Source organism: Paraburkholderia sp. BR10936 (genome assembly GCF_040965735.1).
Classification (GTDB): Bacteria; Pseudomonadota; Gammaproteobacteria; order Burkholderiales; family Burkholderiaceae; genus Paraburkholderia; species Paraburkholderia nodosa_A.
The window spans coordinates 15,458-32,563 of the sequence record NZ_JBFRCM010000038.1 but is presented as its reverse complement, the minus strand read 5'-3'; the positions used below and the strand labels follow the sequence as shown (position 1 = coordinate 32,563).

At 58.1% G+C, this 17,106-nt stretch carries 11 protein-coding genes; 3 read left to right on the top strand and 8 right to left on the bottom strand.

Annotation, left to right across the window (positions count from 1 at the left end):
• Positions 1-679 precede the first annotated feature (679 nt).
• Positions 680-2,122 (top strand): hypothetical protein, encoded by a 1,443-nt coding sequence (locus AB4Y36_RS39185; protein ID WP_368685798.1) that lies wholly within the window; start codon positions 680-682, stop codon positions 2,120-2,122.
• A 671-nt stretch (positions 2,123-2,793) separates the two neighbouring features.
• Here the strand turns inward: AB4Y36_RS39185 and AB4Y36_RS39180 are convergent.
• From AB4Y36_RS39180 to AB4Y36_RS39160, 5 genes are all read right to left on the bottom strand, one after another.
• Positions 2,794-4,140, bottom strand: coding sequence for a PD-(D/E)XK nuclease family protein (locus AB4Y36_RS39180; protein ID WP_368685797.1), 1,347 nt, complete (start codon positions 4,138-4,140; stop codon positions 2,794-2,796).
• Between the two features lie 532 nt (positions 4,141-4,672).
• A complete protein-coding gene (locus AB4Y36_RS39175; RefSeq protein ID WP_368685796.1) occupies positions 4,673-4,999 on the bottom strand; it encodes a cyclic-phosphate processing receiver domain-containing protein in 327 nt (108 codons plus the stop codon).
• Between the two features lie 744 nt (positions 5,000-5,743).
• On the bottom strand, positions 5,744-6,754 hold the full coding sequence (locus AB4Y36_RS39170; protein WP_368685795.1) for a hypothetical protein: 1,011 nt from the start codon (positions 6,752-6,754) through the stop codon (positions 5,744-5,746).
• A 24-nt stretch (positions 6,755-6,778) separates the two neighbouring features.
• Positions 6,779-9,964 (bottom strand): UvrD-helicase domain-containing protein, encoded by a 3,186-nt coding sequence (locus AB4Y36_RS39165; RefSeq protein ID WP_368685794.1) that lies wholly within the window; start codon positions 9,962-9,964, stop codon positions 6,779-6,781.
• Positions 9,961-12,579 carry a RecB family exonuclease gene (locus AB4Y36_RS39160; protein ID WP_368685793.1) on the bottom strand — a complete coding sequence of 873 codons (2,619 nt, stop codon included), beginning with the start codon at positions 12,577-12,579 and terminating at the stop codon, positions 9,961-9,963. Before AB4Y36_RS39160 ends, AB4Y36_RS39165 begins: the two co-directional genes overlap by 4 nt.
• A gap of 1,169 nt (positions 12,580-13,748) precedes the next feature.
• Here AB4Y36_RS39160 and AB4Y36_RS39155 point away from each other — a divergent pair.
• Positions 13,749-14,042, top strand: coding sequence for a restriction endonuclease (locus tag AB4Y36_RS39155; protein WP_368685792.1), 294 nt, complete (start codon positions 13,749-13,751; stop codon positions 14,040-14,042).
• Here AB4Y36_RS39155 and AB4Y36_RS39150 read toward each other — a convergent pair.
• From AB4Y36_RS39150 to AB4Y36_RS39140, 3 genes are all read right to left on the bottom strand, one after another.
• Entirely contained in the window at positions 13,970-14,638 is a 669-nt protein-coding gene (locus AB4Y36_RS39150) for a hypothetical protein (RefSeq protein WP_368685791.1), read from the bottom strand. The two genes, AB4Y36_RS39155 and AB4Y36_RS39150, sit on opposite strands and share 73 nt — an antisense overlap.
• A 383-nt stretch (positions 14,639-15,021) precedes the next feature.
• The gene (locus AB4Y36_RS39145) at positions 15,022-15,384 is read right to left on the bottom strand and encodes a hypothetical protein (RefSeq protein WP_368685790.1); all 363 of its coding nucleotides are present in this window, start codon (positions 15,382-15,384) and stop codon (positions 15,022-15,024) included.
• 12 nt (positions 15,385-15,396) lie between these two features.
• On the bottom strand, positions 15,397-15,753 hold the full coding sequence (locus AB4Y36_RS39140; protein ID WP_368685789.1) for a hypothetical protein: 357 nt from the start codon (positions 15,751-15,753) through the stop codon (positions 15,397-15,399).
• Between the two features lie 200 nt (positions 15,754-15,953).
• Between AB4Y36_RS39140 and AB4Y36_RS39135 the strand changes: the two genes are divergently transcribed.
• Positions 15,954-17,045: a helix-turn-helix transcriptional regulator gene (locus AB4Y36_RS39135; protein WP_368685788.1), complete on the top strand. Its 1,092-nt coding sequence runs from the start codon at positions 15,954-15,956 to the stop codon at positions 17,043-17,045.
• Positions 17,046-17,106: the final 61 nt, after the last annotated feature.

The following is a 17,106-nucleotide window of genomic DNA, read 5'->3' as shown; positions in this document are numbered from 1 at the left end:
GCACGACCACTTCCTCGAGTGGTGTGGCGGCAGCTTCGATCCCGCCGCCTTCGATCTCGTGCTCGCGAATCAGCGGCTCTCAGAGGTCAAGTTCTGATCGTCAAGACGGCCTCGGATTGACGCTTACGTCTGGAACGAAGCGAAGGCTTGCTTCACCCCGACGCCAATATGGCTCACGGATGAAGAAGCCCGGAGCGACTGGTGGGCATATGAGATGTGCGTGTACAGGCTCGACCACACCAAGCGTGACCGCAACCGCATGGTGGCTCCATACGTTGACCCTCCTGCGCCAGATTTGCCTTGGCAGCGTGAACGCAAACTGCGCGCTGAACGCGCCCGATATGGGCTTCCCCCTTTTGTGACCCCGCTCGACGACGAGCTACGGAGATTATGGTGTGGGCATCCCTCGGAGCTTGTGCGCACACTAGCCCTGGAGGTGCAGTGCGGCCGCTATGCTATATCCGAGATTGAGGCCATCGCAGCCGAAGGCTATTGGCGCATGCAAAAGGACTACGTAACCGTCGAGGACGCGAAGAAGTCCTTGGGGCGCCTACGGCGGCGTCTCATGCAGGAGTTGCAGCGAATTGGTCCCATCAAATGGGAGCCGCGTTGACGAGTTTGACGAAATTGATTTTCGACCTCGCAGCGAAACCACAATAACTAGAAGGAAAACGTCGATATGTCTGCCAAGCCTTTAAACGCGGATGTAAAGCTCCAGAGGAAGTTTGCAGGTCTTTGGTGGCGAGCTCGCTCGCTTCCTAACCTAAGCGAATTGAGCGCCGGCGACGTTGCCATCTGGGCGAAAGAGGCGGGACTGAACGTGGTCGCCACGGTCGAACGCAATGTCGGAATATTTCGACCGACACCTGCAGTGGTTCTAACGGCCGAAGGCGGCACAGCGTATTTCCCCAAAATATCGGCTACCGATGACCCGACATGGCTGGCCAACAAGCGCGCGAGTGAGCGCATAGCTGCACTGTGGGCAAAGGTAGAATGGTTTGCTCCTCTGTGGGTCCCTCAGGGGCGCCTCAACGAACTCCTCAGGGACGTCGAGCACCGTTCGAAGGAAGACGCGATACGGCTGTTCGAATATCACACTTCGACCATTTACACCCTACCATTCCAAGCCGTCTGCATCGCACAGCTTATTCCGCAGTCGCGAAGCCTCGCCAACTTTGCGCCTATCGCGCGTGAAGCCTATCTCGCGTTCTATGCTGGCTACAGGGCATCGAGCATCGCAGCGCTCATCCCCGTCATGGAGGGAGCACTGAGGCGTATGTCGGAAAGCCATGAGCAACTCCAGGTGGGACATCAAATTGACCGAATAACGGACCGTGCGTGCGACCTCGCAGAACGGCTACATTTCGATGGAAACTGGGTTCCAGAAGATTACCGAACGAAGGGTTACCTTTACGGGCAAGATGAACGCGTCTTTGTCTTTGAAACCTTTCGCCGCTGGCTAAAAGACTCATTCTTCCGACAAACTGGAGAATATGACGGGATAACGTGGCTCAATCGTCACCTCTTTGCTCACGCGGCATCCACAGAGTGGAGCAACGCAAGCAATTTTTGCCGCCTAGTGGTTGCACTGGCTACGTTGGGAGTCGTGGAGTCTTGGCACGACGAGTCCAACCGCGTTGCGACGCTGTTCCCCGAAATGAACGACGATGGGCGGCTCCTATGGCAACAAGCCCTGCTTCAAGGGCACGCACAAATGGCGCTTAAGCTAGTGGAGCAAAAGAACTACCAAGAGCATGGTCAACTCGTGCCGCCGATGCCGACCGATGACGGGGTTCTGCTACGCAGCGCACATCTCTCAGAGGAATGTATACGCGACTTGGTGCGCCCGCTCCGAGATGCGGGATGGAGCGTTGATGTCGGAGAACCGGATTCACAAGCACTCTACATCAAGGTGGTCGCGAGACACGGTGACACGAAATTGCGCGCCGCGCTACTTTATTCTTGCGCGAGTGATAACTCGCTCTATCGAGAGCTTGCGCAGACCTGCGACGTCATCCTTTATCGTGGGGCGCCGTACAAACAAGGTGCCTACGCTTACGGCATAGATGTGCATGTTGGGCCGGTATCGGCCTGGCAACCACCGCGGGCGCGCAATCTCTAAGCGTATGGATTCGCTGACGCCCTGCTTCTTCCGCTCACGCTTAGCGCTGTGTGTACGACTGCGTAGAGGTCGATGAGCCTGCTCTATTGCGCGTACTCCGTACGGACATCCCTGTCCACCAAGGAGGAAAATTCAGACTGAAATCGGCACGCTGTCCTGTGAACGCCCAAGGGCCCAGTTCAAGCGTCAACAATTCCGGTTGCAGGCGGAGAAAGTCAAGCAACGGAAATCCGAGCACCGGGACCGGCACATCGTAAAAGAAGGAACGTTCTGCCTCTCTGCCGCGCTCATCGCCTTCATAGCTGTTTCAGAGTTCGTCGGCAGCCGACGAAGAAGGAACCTTGCAAGGCCAGTGTCCCGTGACCACCGCGTTCCGGAAGTGAGCACCCAGAGGCGGTGACTGAATCTGGTATGAGAGGTTTCCGATATCAGCGCTATGTCTGGTGAATTGCCGTCCCAGTTCTTTTACGACCTTCTCCGCAAGTTTCTCCTCCATTCGCCATGTAGAGCAGCTGGGCGAACGAGGAGATGCGAACGATGGGGCTAGCCATTCTTCATGATAACGTTTCCTCTTTGTGGCACGTGCTTTCGCGACATGCATCGTTAACGACAAAGAGGTATAGAGCGCCCCGCTACCCCATTCCGAGCACTTCGACAGCGTTCCTGCGATATCACACGCCTTGGAGTGCCGAGCTCAGCATGCGATACCGGCGAAGCACCTCTGCGACAAGGCTGCTCTCCGTGACTTCTTCCTTCAGTAGTCGACGAACGTGAGCCTTCTGGCGGCCGCCCGCCAGCTCCGGGAACTTCTCCAGCATCGCATTGCGCACACGCTCCGCAGTATCCGGCTTCAGGTACGACTCCCGGTAGACGACGCTTACAATGTACAGGTTCTCCGTAGACTGCTCCTGTTCCTCTTCGGAGAGATATTCAGGCGGAATGAAGCGCACCCGAACATAAAACGGCCAATACCAGATATCGTCTTTCTCATTGGTCTGCGCGTACTGCCACCACGCCTGGTCGAACATCTGAATCCAGGAGTCGCTTTCTTCGAACTCAAACTTCACCGCAGCCAGCCGCTCGCTCACCTCCGACCGCACAAACGATAGGTTCTTCAGCTGGGTGAGTCGCGTCACCAGTTCAGGATAGTGCTGCGTGAAGAGCCACAGGTCGCTCGCAGGGTCTCCCACCGTCACGCCCTGTGTCTTGCTCAGTTTCGTTGCACGCGCCTCGGCCAGGGGCTTGAGCAGCGGCCGATACTCGCGCGTGAGCCGGGCGAGAATTGTGTCGACATCCTTTTCAGCTTGCGACTCGTAGTCCGACTGTCGCTGGCAATACGAAATCAGAAGGCTTGCGGTCTGGTTCCCGCGGCGCATCTGCGCCTCCGCGCGGCTCGCTCCGGCCTCAAGCCAGCTGTAGTCCAGATAGACCCAAAACTTATTAAGCTCTCGCAGCTTCAACTGGCGGGACCGGCCTCGGTCCAGCGCAATCAGCCCGACCCGGAAATTCTTGAAGCCTGGATGGCTGGCCACGAGTTGCTGCACTGATTTGCGATACCGATTGAGCTGCTGATTCTCCTGTTGCGCCTTGTACTTGTTCTCGACGACGATGACGAACCGGTTCACCGGGTCCACCAAGAGAAAGTCTAAGTGATTCTCTGCGGAGATGCGGTACTCACGAAGCAGTAGAAGCGAATGGAAGCCTGTCATGCTGATGCGCGCCGGCGTCCAGTGCGCAAAGAATTCGGTGTTGGGGCCATCCTCTGCGTTGCAGCTCGCCCAAGCGGCGGTCAGAAAGTCCTTGAACAAAGCGTCGCCTTGTCCGTGCCCTTCGCGCGGGTTGAGCAGCCACTGCAGCATCTGGGAATGCTGCGTCTCCAGTGGTTCGATGATGTCAAATATGTCGTTGGCCCGTTTCAGCGCTTCGATTGCCAGCCCGAGGTCCGGGTCGCTTACAAAGTTCTGGAAGAGGTCGACATCGTAGGGCGCGGCCGGCGCCGGTCTTTTTCTTGCAGCCATAAATCCCCCCGAATTGGTCGGGTGATTATGCCTGAGTTTGGCGCGCCGGAACGGCTAGGGTAAGTGTGGTCGGCTAACCTGGTGAAGGGTACGCGGCGCCTCACGTCCGTGCCTCCAACTGTCCCGTTGTTCAGCCGCCGCCTGAGCGCAAAGAAGACCCGTCGAGTTCGTCGTTCAGTCGGTGCATGCCGTCTTCGACTTTTCATGTCTAGCTAGGTAGTCTGGCGTGGTCAGGTCGTATGGGTTGACGCTCGCCGCTAGCATCTGCTTGCGCCTATCAGTCCCCGTCGACTCAATTTTCGCATTCTTTGCGTAGAGACTCGTTCGCTATAGATGTCTTTAACTCTTCTCCATCGTGAAGACCTTCTCTAAGACACGCCATCTATTGGAAGGAAGTCCTTTTACAGTTGACGAGGAGGCCACCTTACAGAAAGACTCGCTCGTGACAATGGGTCAGGAATTTACCAGGCAAGCGCCGAGACAATACTGCACTTCTTGGTACCCGGCTTGAGGACCACTTGCTGCTCAATGATTAACGCGTAGATTTTCGATGCTTTAAATAGGCTCGCAAAATTCCGAGGATATTTTCCTTCCCAACAGGGTTCGCACTGTGTACGGAGAACACAAAGTCTTCCGGGATGTATCTGCCCTCGGCATCGAGGTCCATTTCTATCAGTCGCTTTGCAACTACCATGGCTGTGTCGTCACCTCCGAGGTCGTGGTCAAACGATATCTCATATGGACATCCACGCGTCTCGAGGAAGGCAATTGCCTCACTCGACGTTCGAGCAATCGTCCATGACGATGAAGTTGGGTCGCGTAGGTCATCAATGAACAAGCGATAGGGGTATCGTGTCATCTTGGCCAGCGTCTGCGAGCCCGCACGGGTTGACCCGGCAGAACAGGAATGGGGAATGTCGCTACCAGAAAAGCCTGCGGCTGCCTCTCTTTCGCGAGGTGGCACGCGACTATCTGATGGCAACTTAAGCCCGACATCGACCGTATGGATGATGCGAGCTTTGAAATGTCGCGTAGATTCGGCGGGTCCTCTGCGCGAGCAATTGCCCCGACCATGACGGCTTCTGGCTCGATGCGACTTACACCCTGAAAATACCCCAGCATCGTGACGAGGCTAGCGGCAATGGTAGTGCTGTCGATGTCGGGCATCGATACTGCAACCATAAGTACATCGCGGGAAATGACCTCTAGCACTTCGTCCCACTTGAAACTCACTATGTGATTCGCCAGTGCAACCGTAAAAATTGCACCGGCCATCGAAGAAACGGCTGCCGACAGCGTGTCTCGAGAACACACCAAGATTGCGCCACATCCATGCAAGCCGATGGGAACCTCAGAGTCGACGAGCACTGTAACGCAGCCTTTCTGTTGTTCCGCTCCTAACCGACAATCGACAAGAGTATTTGTGAGCCGGATGCTCAGCCCAGCCGTCTTCGGGTCGCAGTGTGTCGTAGACCTCTCCCATCGAACGTGCCCGTCGAACGCCGGCAGTACATCAAGTGGTTCATTCCAAAGGCCGTGTGGGTCAATGAGTAGCGGAGTGTGCAGTGGTTGCACATTCGCAGTCCCGCCCGCAAGAATTGCGTCAATCAAGGTGCGCTCCCGGAGTCTTTTTCATATCTGCCGCAGGCAACTCGGGAAAGTCTGCGGGCGACATCCACGAACCGACATACGCCGCAAATTCTTCGAGCAGCGAAGTTGAATTAAGTCCGCTCGGGGCACCTGGAAACGGTGTGACGACGAGCACACTCTGATGACCATAAGCATAACTGTCTATGTAGACAGACAGCCGACGTCGCGCGGCGCCGCGTCCGATGATAACTTCCTCCTCCTTGCAACCGCCGAATCCGAAAGCGTTTACGAAATCGTCACGGCTCCCGACCCCTGTCGCAACGATGACCCTAGGTTGATGCTCCAGACGAAGACGACGCATGAATTCAAAGCGTCCCCCGTCGCGGCAGAGTGTCCGGTAGTTTTCCTTGTCGGCAAGTGCTGGTTCAGCCCCGTGCACCTTTGCCCACTCGTCACTGACAACCCGCGGAGATGCAAGGGGAAAAAGATTGAGTTTGAATTCCCATCCTTGACGGGTGTACAGATATTCATCGCGGTATCGGCGCCAATCCGGCCCCTTCGCGGCCAACCCTGCCCTCGCCATGACTGCGCTCTGGGTGCCGACGACAATTTTGGCTACGTTCCGCCAGTATGGCCATTTCCGAGATTCCACGGCGTACATCATCCGCCGCTCAGTATCCCAAGCGCCAGGCTCAAGTTCCGGCTGGATGCTGGACAGCGTCTCGGCGTCAGAACCATGCTCAATCCCGCAAATCCACAGTCTCGCCTTCAGATTTCCCCCGTCCATCCCGCTAAAGGATGCGAAATAGCGCGAGAGTTCATTACCGTTAAATGTTCTTGTGTCCACGTTGACTTGCTCGTTGAATTGGTGAAGTTCGTGAGTAGACCTTTCCGAGTTATGCGATTGCGTTGACAGACGACATTCACCGGTAGCAGTAAAATCCGAAGATTCTGCTCCCAAATCAGTCGGCCAGATAGCGCATCCGGTCACTGCCATCGCTTTGAAGTCGAGCGCCGAAGTCACTTGCCCCTTCTTCTGATATTTGCGTTAGCCATTCCGTCCTTTGGCAGCAAGCTTAACTGCGCGACCCGCCACTGGGAGATAGAGCCACTGCTCCTTGACCAACTTGCCCGTACATTTTTCGATAGCGGCCGCATACGCAGACAGCTGCGAGCCATGCTCTTGCACAATCTCCTCATTGCGGCTGCTGCCGCCCGGGTTCGCCTTATGGTCTACAAGTACCCACCCCTCAGGTGTGTCAACCAGCAAATCGATGCGACCCCGCAGTCGCGTTCCGTCGGCTCTGTTAGCTTCGACTGGCACCTCGACACGAATCGTGCTCCTCGGCCAGCGCTGTTGCAGCCACTCAAAGAACGCTTGTAGCTGGGCGATGACGGCGGTCTTGTCGACCGCGTGTGCCATTCCCCACGCGGTGAGGATGCGCTCGACATCAGCGTCTTGCACTTTTCCTGTCACACCAGCGCGTGCGATACAGAGGTGCATTGCGTTTCCGAGTACGTCCATTTCGACGCTAGCGGTGATTGCGATGCGCACGCCGACCGGCTCGGATTTCACGACTTGATATAGACCATCTTCGGCATCGCTCGGTCGATACCAGAGAGGCGGAGCATCGCTAACGGGCGCCGTCACGTACCAGCTACATGTCGACTCATCCTGCGCGGGTGGCACGACAACTTCCGTAGCCTTCCAGGCTCCAGCTTCTCGGAGAATGGTCCGGCCGTCTGGCAGCACGACTGGGCCCGCATGACCGAAGAGCAGGTCACCCGCCTCGACTTCATCAACCCAGTCTCTGTTGACGCTTCGACTCCGCTGGCAAGTCACAACAACGTTTATGTCGCGTGCACGTGTCATGCTGACATAGAGCAGCCGCCTGTTCTCGGCGAGCGCATCCGCCGCCATCCTCTGGCCGATAACGCTTTGCTCGGCATTGATGGTCGACTGCGGCTGCGTCCGCTTGCCCCATGTCTTTGGCCAGAAGTGCACGAAGCGATTTTCCAGTGGGTGCTCTGCATTGAACTCGCCATCGGTACGCGCACGAACACCCCATAGTGCACTTCTCGCTGCCGTTCCGAGGGACGTCAGAATGACGACAGGCCACTCAAGCCCCTTTGCTCCATGGTGTGTCATCACGCTGACGGCATCATCGGCCGTCGCGGCACGGTCGTCGGCCTGGTCGTCAGCAAGTGTGCCAAGCCAAAGCAGCAGCCCGCTAACGGTTGCCGGACGTCTGGCGGCAATGCACTCGTCCTCATAAGCTGCGCCGAGGTCCATCAAGGCTTCCACGTTGGCGATTCGAGTCCTCGCTTGATGGGGAGAACTCGACCATTGGCTTGCAACACGGGCAACGTGTGACTCGGCTTTAGCGAGTCTCAGCGCCTCCCGCGGGGTAAGAGCAGCGAGGCTTGGTCGCAACTTCTCCAGACGGGCAAGTAGCGGATGCGCGCCGTCCCCCTCAGTTTTCCACCGCGAAGGGTTTGCATCTTCCCGCGAGAGATACTCGAGCCGGTCCCCGAGCCATTCCTGCGCAGGAACGCCGTCAGCGAGGGACAAAATAAGCGCCGACGCGACCGTGTCCCCTGCGTCGAGCAAGCGTCGAAGGCACGCAAGAACAAAAATGGCCTCGGGCGTACCAAGAAGTCCGGCTCTCGGGCTCGCGGACGGTACTCCCCATTGCGTAAGTGAAGTTACCGCAAGTTCAACCTGGTCGTTCTTGCGGCAAAGGACCGCTATATCACCCGGTCGAACAGGACGTTCCTGTTGGGTGTGCCTGTCGACGACCTTCAACTCCGATTGAAGCAGTTCGCTGACTGCCTGCCCCAACGCGAGGTAGTCGGACTCGTTGTTTTTGCTTTCGAAATTCCAGTGAAATAGCGCCGGTTGCCCTGCAATGTCATCCCTCGATGGTTGCAGATGCACCTGTTCCGGCTGCAGTTCCGGAAGGAACGCGGAGCCAAATACCGCATTTGTGAGGGAGACCAGCGACGGCGTTGAGCGTCGGGAGGTAGTCAGTGGAGCGCCCAGCTTCCCGCCCCAACCCTCAACAGCCGCAAGAATACCTGCGATGAGCCGGGCATCGGTGCCCCGGAATCCGTAAATGGCCTGCTTCGGGTCTCCAACCCAGACCGAGCGCTTGGCCAGTTTTGCGAGTTCCACGAAAAGCGCGAGCTGCAGCGGGCTGGTGTCCTGGAATTCGTCGACCATCACAAGGTCGAGCTCATCGGCCAACGCTTGGCGGACATCCTCGTTCTTGCGGATAACCTTAAGCAGCAGAACTTCCTGGTCGCCAAAGTCAACTGCACCCATTGCACGCTTGGCTTCGGCATAGGTGTCGAGCGTCATGGCCGCCAGTACGAACACCAGTTCAAGATAGGAGCGCACATCCGCATGGAATCCAGGATGCGATTCGTGCGCCTGTGCGGCTTCCGAAACAGGGGTCATAGCCGCGCGCACTACGGCACCGGCGTTCAGCGTGCAAGCCGCAATCCAGTCTGGCCAGCTCCAGCGCCCCTCCCGAAAGCACCGCTCGAGGCGCTCCAGCTCCTTGTGACCATTCCGGAGGTTCTGCGCGACATTCCCGCCCGCGGCCTCAGTCGTTGCGAGATGCAACGACACGTCCGTCAGTGCCTTCGCCAAGGCGGCAACGAGTTCTCCCGTCGGGTCGCTGCCTACCGAGGGAGTGGGCCAGTTCGCCAGCATCAGGTCGGCATTTCGATGGCCCATTTTTCGCAACTCGTCCGCCGAAATGTCGTTATTGCGAGCGGCGTTCACCACATCCTCAATCTGCGCCGACCATTCCGCATGGTCGATGCCAAACCTGGTGGTGAGCGTTACCAGCTTTTCCCGCCCGGCTTCGTCGAGCGTCTCTGCAAGTGACGTCGCCAGCAGGCGCTTGGCCTGACCTTCACTCAAGACGGTCTGGTCCGGGGATAGACCTATCTCGAAACAGAAGCGCTTCAGCAACTGGCCGCATACGCTATTGACTGTACCGAGCTTTGCCTGGCCGATAGCAGTAGCGAGCCCGATTGCGCCTTTGTTCAAGAGCCATGCGCGCGCGCGCTCACGCAGCTCCGTTGCCGCTTTAACCGTGAATGTCGTCGCGAGTACGGCGTGCGGCCGTGCGTCGCCTGACTCGAGAGCCTCGGCAAGCGTCGACGTGAGCTTGTAGGTCTTGCCACTGCCCGCACCTGCGCTGATGAATTCGATGTTGTTCATTGCTCCCAGCCCCCGAGGAGTACCATATAGTCCTTATCCCACGCATTCGGCCCATTCACTGGCAGTGTGCCCTCAGGTCCGTTGAAATCTTCCCCGCCGCCAACTGGAACGACATCGATGTGGCCTTCAGCCCATTGATTGGCGCGCCAGGACCAACTTGCCCTGGCCTGCTCAATGAGACTTGCGGTTGCAGCCAGAGGAGGCGTCCGAACTTGTGCGGTCGGGATAACGTCGGGGGCACTGACGTACATTGCGCCAGTCTCCAGAATGAAATAACCCAACGCCGCCGGCGCAACGCCGGCTTGCTGCTGGTACAGCAACGAATAGATAGCCAGCTGGAGATGCTGTCCGTCGTGCAGTGCGTCCGCGTAACGCTTGTCGCCGCGCCATTTCATATCCAGCGCTACAGCTTGGCCATCAGCCAGTTCGACCAGGAGGTCGATTTTGCCGATAAGCGACACGTCGCCAAGCTTACCCGCGACAGGCAGCTCGGTATGGACACGGGTAGCCTTCGCTGCGCGCAGATGGCGCACCATCGAACGGATTGCATGCTCGCACACGCTCCTGAATCGTTGCAGACTGACTCCGGCACCGTGCATCAGCAAGATGGCGCCCTCAGTCCGAAGGAGGGAATCAACGTTGTCCCGGAACCATGCAACTGCCTGCTCGTCGGTCCAGCTCAGGCTGTCCGTCTGCTGAAGCAGCTTCTCGAAAACACGATGCGCGAGCGTGCCCAGGAGATTGTTGCCGTCCCGTGCCTCAAGTATCGAGGCCGGGCGCATGCGTGCGATGCGCTTGAACGCGTAGAGTGCGGGTGCGTTGAATAGCTCCGACATGGATGTGTATGACTGGTCCGTCGTCGGTACCGTAATCGGCTCACCGAGTTCGAGCGACTGAGGCGCTGGAGGCAACGCGGTGTGTGTGAGGTTCTCCGCGAGAGTCCCGACAAACGCGTCCGAAACTTGCGCGTCGAGGTTGACGAGGTGCTCCTTCAGGTCTGGCCAAAGTTTCAGCAGCAGTTGCCGAACAGGATGCTCCTCCGCGCCAGGGGGCGGCAGAACCATGACAAACCGCCGCCTCGCGACCAGCAGTGGACGCAGCCACTGCCGGGACAATAGCTCCAGTTCAGTCTGCGGGTCTCGCACCTCGACACCGAGGTCGCGGAGTGTAGCGAGTTCCGACGTCGTCCATTGAAGCGGTAGCGGCAATTGCGGCGTCGATGGCATCCACCAGACAACCTCGTCGGCAGACTCGATGCAGGCCGCAGCGTCCGATTCAGCCCGAAGGCAGCCTACCTGCGCCGGCGCAAAAGGATTTCCTGCACTCACTGGTGTTGCGTGCTCAAGAAGCTGTTCAACCATGCGCGGCACGATGGTGAGCGCTCCCTGGTTTTTCAGTTCAAGCAGGCCGTCCCGAACTGCCGCGCACTGCTCTATCGCAGCGCCGAGCGTCGCGTTCATCGGACCATTGTCCGCGAGCTTTTTGCGCAGGGCATCGGCCAGCTTCTCGACCCGCGCCAGAAGCGCATCGACCGGTGCGCCAGCGTCGCGATTCCAGCGCTCGCCCTCGAGCCAGAAAGCGATGTCCTCGAGTATGGCATCGCCGTTTTCGGTGCTGCGGATTTCCTGCTTCGCTGACTCCCAGGCACCACCTCCTATACCCGGTTGTTCCGCGACAGCCTTCGCGAGGCGGATTCGCGCCTTCCGCTGGAAAGGGCCAATGGAATGAGAAAGAAACTCGACGAGGCGTCCGACATCAACCGGGTCCCAGCACATTTCAAGTGCCAACCCCAACGCCTGCAAGGCAGGACGCAGGCTACTGACGCGGCGAAAGCCACTGCTGGCGCCACCCGTCGCCATCATCGTCGCGTCGACTGAGTCACCGTCAGACTCGCAGACGAGAAGCCGGTCAGCGGGCACTTGTTGGCAATATGCACTGAGCCAATGCTCGGCGGCCTCCCGGGTCGACGCCTGAACAAGCACGACACTGCCATCGGCAATCGGGTTCACGAGGGCACGAAGGTCCGCCTGTGTAACTGCGTCGAGTGCGCTTTTCTGAAGCTCCCGAAGCAATCCCTCACCTTGAGGCTCGGGCTCCCACGTCCTCACGTCAGGGAGGCGGCCAAGGACCTCGCGCCAGGCACGGGGGAAGCTGTCCAGCGGGTCGATGAGCAACACCGATTCGATTGGCGTCCGCCCCGCTTCGAGCGCCGCGAGTATGGCAGCGAGGCGCTCCGCTTGTCCGGATGGGATGTTACCGCTAGCAGACTGCTCGACCTCCGCCATATCGCGCAGCCTTCGGGAACTGCCAGCGGGTGCGGTCCCATCCCATCCCCCGAGACGCCACTCGTCGCGCCAGGAAAGAAGTTTGGCGCTCGTGCCCACGCCATCTGCCTCGAGAGAACGACTGTAGAAGCGGCCCTGCCCGGCTTGCATGCGCAGATGCCCGAGGTAGCTGGTGACGCGCTGCGCCGCGCTCACTTCCGGACGGCTCAGCCCGAGCCAGGTTTCGAGAAGTCCGAGCAGGCCCATTGGTCCAACGACGGGCTGGTCCAGGGTGTCCTGGCTGGAGGGACCCAGTCGGCTGTCGAGGTTCAGTCCAAGAGTGATATGCATTAATGGTCTCGGGTAAGACAGGTCTTGAAGGCAACGCGCGTCATTGCGCCGTCATTCACGTATGGATGCGACTCTCGAGGTTGCGTAGGCCAACAGTTGCAGATTCGGGTTCCACGCATCCGAAAAACTCCGCCGGACGCTGCATGGCGTATCAAACGGTAGGTTACTGATAGATGTTGCTGTCGTTGAGAAGTCATTCGAGAACGTAGTCCATCGCAACTGTACAAGCGGGACATAGCGTACGTATCCGGCCGTCCTTGTGCCCACGCAGTATCGCAGACCGACTACATCGCTCGCACGTTCGTCGACTAAGATGTGTCGCTTCAGCAACCCAGGCATCCACTGGGGCGGTCACGTCACCTCGAAGAAGGAGGCGCAGACTGCCCTGCCTCGCCCAAACCTCAATTATGAGCAGTTCTGAGGTACGTGCCTCGAATTCAAGCTTGCGCGACAGCCCTTCGATTATGCGGTACCAGCCATCGTCGCATTCGAAACGGCACGCTCCCGAGTAACGTGGCTCCAGCAAACGGTAGAGAGCCGAGTAGCTCGCGACGAGCGTCTTCTCGAGTTCTGGGTTCATCGCTGCAGGATTCTCAATGGAAAATTTGCTTTGCTTCGCTATTGATAGCGACCTCGCCATCGTTGCTTTCGCGGCTGGTGGAAGCTACGAGCTTTCACACCAGCGAGAAGACGACTCGAGGGCTTAGGGGAATGTTGGGATGCCTGCAGCGCGCAGTGAGCCGACTAGTCTCCTTCCTGAAACGCCTGATTCTCTGCCTCGAAGTCGAAGCGCGCTCGGACGGAACCGGCGATGGGGATGTTCGTGCTCAAAGTCATGGGTCTCTCCCGGGGGCTAGCGACCATGATGCTGGACAATTGAGACAAAAAGTGTCCCCAATGTTGGGTCGAATCACCGTTGCCGTGAGACCAGGATAGTTCACCTTTGACCAAAGCCCAGAATGACAGTCTCAAGCCTCGACAAAGCGATTCTTCGCATCCCGCAGACAGACAGGTGGCCGGAATCGCAAACGCCCACTTTTCGGTTTCTTCAGTTGTTAAAGCACGGTGCACACTGACTCGACTATTCGAAGCAACTTCGCCGGCACCTCTCCACTGGACCGGGACCTGCCTGCCATGCCGAAGGTATCCGGCGGTCGTCGACCCTGGCAATGCGAATCCAGGCTGCGTGGGCCGAGCCAGGTGGCAAGTTTGGTGAGCGCATCCGAAGCCATGGCATTTCCCGTGCTTCGAAGGTTCGTGGAAGACAAGCTAGTCGATTTGGCGACGGAGGCATCGATGGCGTCGCCAAGGAAGACAGGCTCAGGCTCGACGTTATCTGTCTGCTGGCGAAGCGCTGGAAGAATCCAGTCAGGCGCTCCCATCCCCGCTTTCAATTACAAGAATCCACCGAATTCTCCACCAGCACGCTTTGGCACTGCTTCGCGTCCTCCCGGGACCGATAGAGTCGAAAGCCCTTCATTCGTGCCAGTTTTTCGTACCGCTTGAATATGTGGTCTTTCGGCGTCCAGCCGGTGGGCATCTTTCTGCCCGTAAGTAGCTCACGGTGCTCTTCCGCTGTGATTACAGCCAGATGCCAGTAGCTGTCTAACATCCCCTTGATGTCAGCTACGCCGAATTCGTTGCCAGCTTCCGCCACCTTTCCCTCGCAAAGGGCCTGTATGAGTTCTGTCTTCGGGAGGATATGCTCAAAGCACAAGCGTCTCGCCAAAGGCCTGCATGTGCGCAGGATTTTCAGTGCTTCGTGGCTGTAGTAATCCGCTACCAGATACCGGCGCACACCTGCACCGCCATACTTCTTCCGAACCTTCTCGCTGTTGCCAAAGAGGGGAGCCACGGGCGCATTTTCGATAAAGTAGCTCGAAAGAAACTTGTTCCGAAACTCTCTCATGCCCTTGTAGAGGGCCTCGTTGCCGGCGTTGGCGACAAGGGTGTAGTGCAGGAACCCATGGTATGCCCCAGCCATCTGCTCGTGAAACGCGAGGCGTTCCGAATCAAAATCTGTTTTGTGCATCTCGACTGCATCTACGGTGTCTGCCATCGTGCTCTCCTTGCGAAATCAGAATTTGAAATGGAACTGCCCCATGCATATCTTCAAGACGGATATCGACAGGAATCGACCTTGCCCGGCCATTGCCGCGACGGCAGATACGCAGCCGGGAGTCGGCCTTAGACTGAGGCAGCAAAGTGCTGGATGAAGCCAATCTGAAGGTGTCGCCAACTAACCAACGGCATAAAATGGATGTTCACCGCCAATATGTGCGACGCACTCAGCGAGGCATCCCTGACGCTCTCTCGGGTTCACCCATCCTCGTCGATGTCTAATCTCGTCTGGAGGCCGCGACGGACCCCTGTCGGACACTGAACATCGGCAACCCTCGACATGAAAAAGGCCAGACGGGCCTTTTCATTGTGCATTGGAGGCTACTTCCAGCCGTCGTACTCCGGGTCGGTATCGTTCTCGAGGGACGGCGCGAGCACCGCCCCCTTCCATCGTGGGTGGTTCATGTCGAGCGGTAGCCCGTGGTTCTCGCGCAACCGCTTCGAGTTGTAGACTAGCGCGCACTTTCCTTCGCGCTCAAGCTTCTCAGCGAGCGCCATGTATGCTGCAATGGAGAGCCTTGGCGCCTTCTGGAAAAACTCGGCATCCTCCCAAGGCGAGTCTTCCGTAAACACCTGCCAGTAGTACTTGTAGACACGCCGGTTCTGGTTGAGCGAATAGTCGCCGGAGCAGAAGCTGATTCCGCCAGACGACCGGGCCAGATTTGCTTTTGTTGGTCGAAGCATTTTCTGAACTCCTTACACAAACCGAAGTCGTTCGCCTTCCCAGACCGCATATCCGAGCTCGACCAGCAAGGGGCCTACGTACGATGACACGCGCGTTGTACCGAAGAAGGTCTCCTGGCTCCTGTCTTCCAGGCAAGCCCGAATATCCTGGAGCGAAAGCATCTCCCCGCGATGAGCTGCCACCAGCCTGTCAAGTACACCCCTGTTCATTTTGATGCCGGCCCTTTTGCCGTATCTCAAATGAATCACGTCCGCCGCCGAAAACGTGGCGGAAAATGGTATTTGGTTGATTGTGCTCAGTTGCATTTCCGTACCGGCTTCGGGCCAGTCAATGTCCGGAGCTGCTACGATTCCCGCGATGTCGGCCACGTCTTCTCCTTTGGTTGCATGCCCAATGCCACCCAAACGGGGTGGCTCGTATGTACTGCCCGCACTACGGATTTCGGCCGAAATCCGGCCATCTTGAGTCCTGCCGTTGCGAGAAAAGAGATTCTCCACCGGTAGAGGACAAAACTTGTCCTCTCCTGCCGTACAATCAGCCGCTACGAAAACGCGGCAGGGAGACCATCATGGACCGACACAGCAAAGTGCTGGATGAAGCCATTCTGAAGGTGTTGCCAACTAACCAGCGCGACATAAAATGGATGTCCACCGCCAATGTGCGCGACGCGCTCCTGGACCGTGGCCACGAATTCAAGTACCTCAAGAAGCTTCGTCGCCGGCTCGAAGCGCTCGAAGGCGCGAAAATGGCGGTTTCCATGCAGGACGACGGCAGGCGGGATGTGATGTGGCAGCGCACCCCGTGGCTCGCAAACGACACGGCCTCACGCATGGATGCTTGGGACGCCGTGGCGTTCAGCATGCTGGAACGCTTTGCCGCGCGGCGACTCCCCAAGGCCGTCTTCAAGGATATTGACGAACTCTTCCGGGTCGCGGAGATGCGTCTGTCGCAGGAACGCGACGACAACCGGCTGCACCGCGCGTGGGCTGACAAGGTGGACTCGGTCGACGGCACGTTTGCGCTGATTCGCCCGAAAGTGAAGGACGACGTCTTCTCGACCATTACCACAGCGATGTTCTTCGAGCGCGTGCTCGACGTTCGCTATGAATCTCCCTCGAACCGCGGCAAGGAACGGCCTCCTCTCCGGGTCTGGCCGCTTGCGCTCGTGGAATCTGCAGGCCTGATTTACATCGTAGTCCAGCTCGACCCCTCGTCGGTCAAGACCAACGAGGACGGGACGAAGGATAAGGATGTGCGCATCCTGCTTCGGGCAGACCGCATCCTGCATGCAACGGAAGTGGCCTGTATCAACGGCAAAGAAGTCAGCCAGAGTTTTCCATATCCGAATGACTTCAAGCTACGCAACTTTATCGACAACGACCAGCGCTTTAACTTCCTGGTCGAACCCAAGGTGCGCATTCGCATCGCCTTCGACGGGGTCGCGGGAAATCATTTGCTTGAAGAGTCGCGTATCTCTGCCGACCAGACCGCGTCCTATCTGGAAGACGGGCGTCTTGTGGTCGAAGGCACGGTCGTTCCTAGCCTCAAGCTGCGCTGGTGGTTGCGTTCGTTCGGCGACACGGTTGAGGTACTGGAGCCGAAGTCGCTGCGCGATGAGTTTGCGGAGGCCTATCGCAAGCTCTCTGCACGATACAAATAGTCGTCGGCTTCAAGCGCGCTGGATTCACTCCCATCGCACCGCTCGCGGCGTGTCTTGCGAG

What these genes read in the sequence shown, in the direction of transcription:
- AB4Y36_RS39185 (WP_368685798.1), top strand. Translation starts at nt 680, where the DNA reads ATGTCTGCCAAGCCTTTAAACGCGGATGTAAAGCTCCAGAGGAAGTTT.
- AB4Y36_RS39180 (WP_368685797.1), bottom strand. Translation starts at nt 4,140, where the DNA reads ATGGCTGCAAGAAAAAGACCGGCGCCGGCCGCGCCCTACGATGTCGAC.
- AB4Y36_RS39175 (WP_368685796.1), bottom strand. Translation starts at nt 4,999, where the DNA reads ATGACACGATACCCCTATCGCTTGTTCATTGATGACCTACGCGACCCA.
- AB4Y36_RS39165 (WP_368685794.1), bottom strand. Translation starts at nt 9,964, where the DNA reads ATGAACAACATCGAATTCATCAGCGCAGGTGCGGGCAGTGGCAAGACC.
- AB4Y36_RS39160 (WP_368685793.1), bottom strand. Translation starts at nt 12,579, where the DNA reads ATGCATATCACTCTTGGACTGAACCTCGACAGCCGACTGGGTCCCTCC.
- AB4Y36_RS39155 (WP_368685792.1), top strand. Translation starts at nt 13,749, where the DNA reads ATGCGAATCCAGGCTGCGTGGGCCGAGCCAGGTGGCAAGTTTGGTGAG.
- AB4Y36_RS39150 (WP_368685791.1), bottom strand. Translation starts at nt 14,638, where the DNA reads ATGGCAGACACCGTAGATGCAGTCGAGATGCACAAAACAGATTTTGAT.
- AB4Y36_RS39145 (WP_368685790.1), bottom strand. Translation starts at nt 15,384, where the DNA reads ATGCTTCGACCAACAAAAGCAAATCTGGCCCGGTCGTCTGGCGGAATC.
- AB4Y36_RS39135 (WP_368685788.1), top strand. Translation starts at nt 15,954, where the DNA reads ATGGACCGACACAGCAAAGTGCTGGATGAAGCCATTCTGAAGGTGTTG.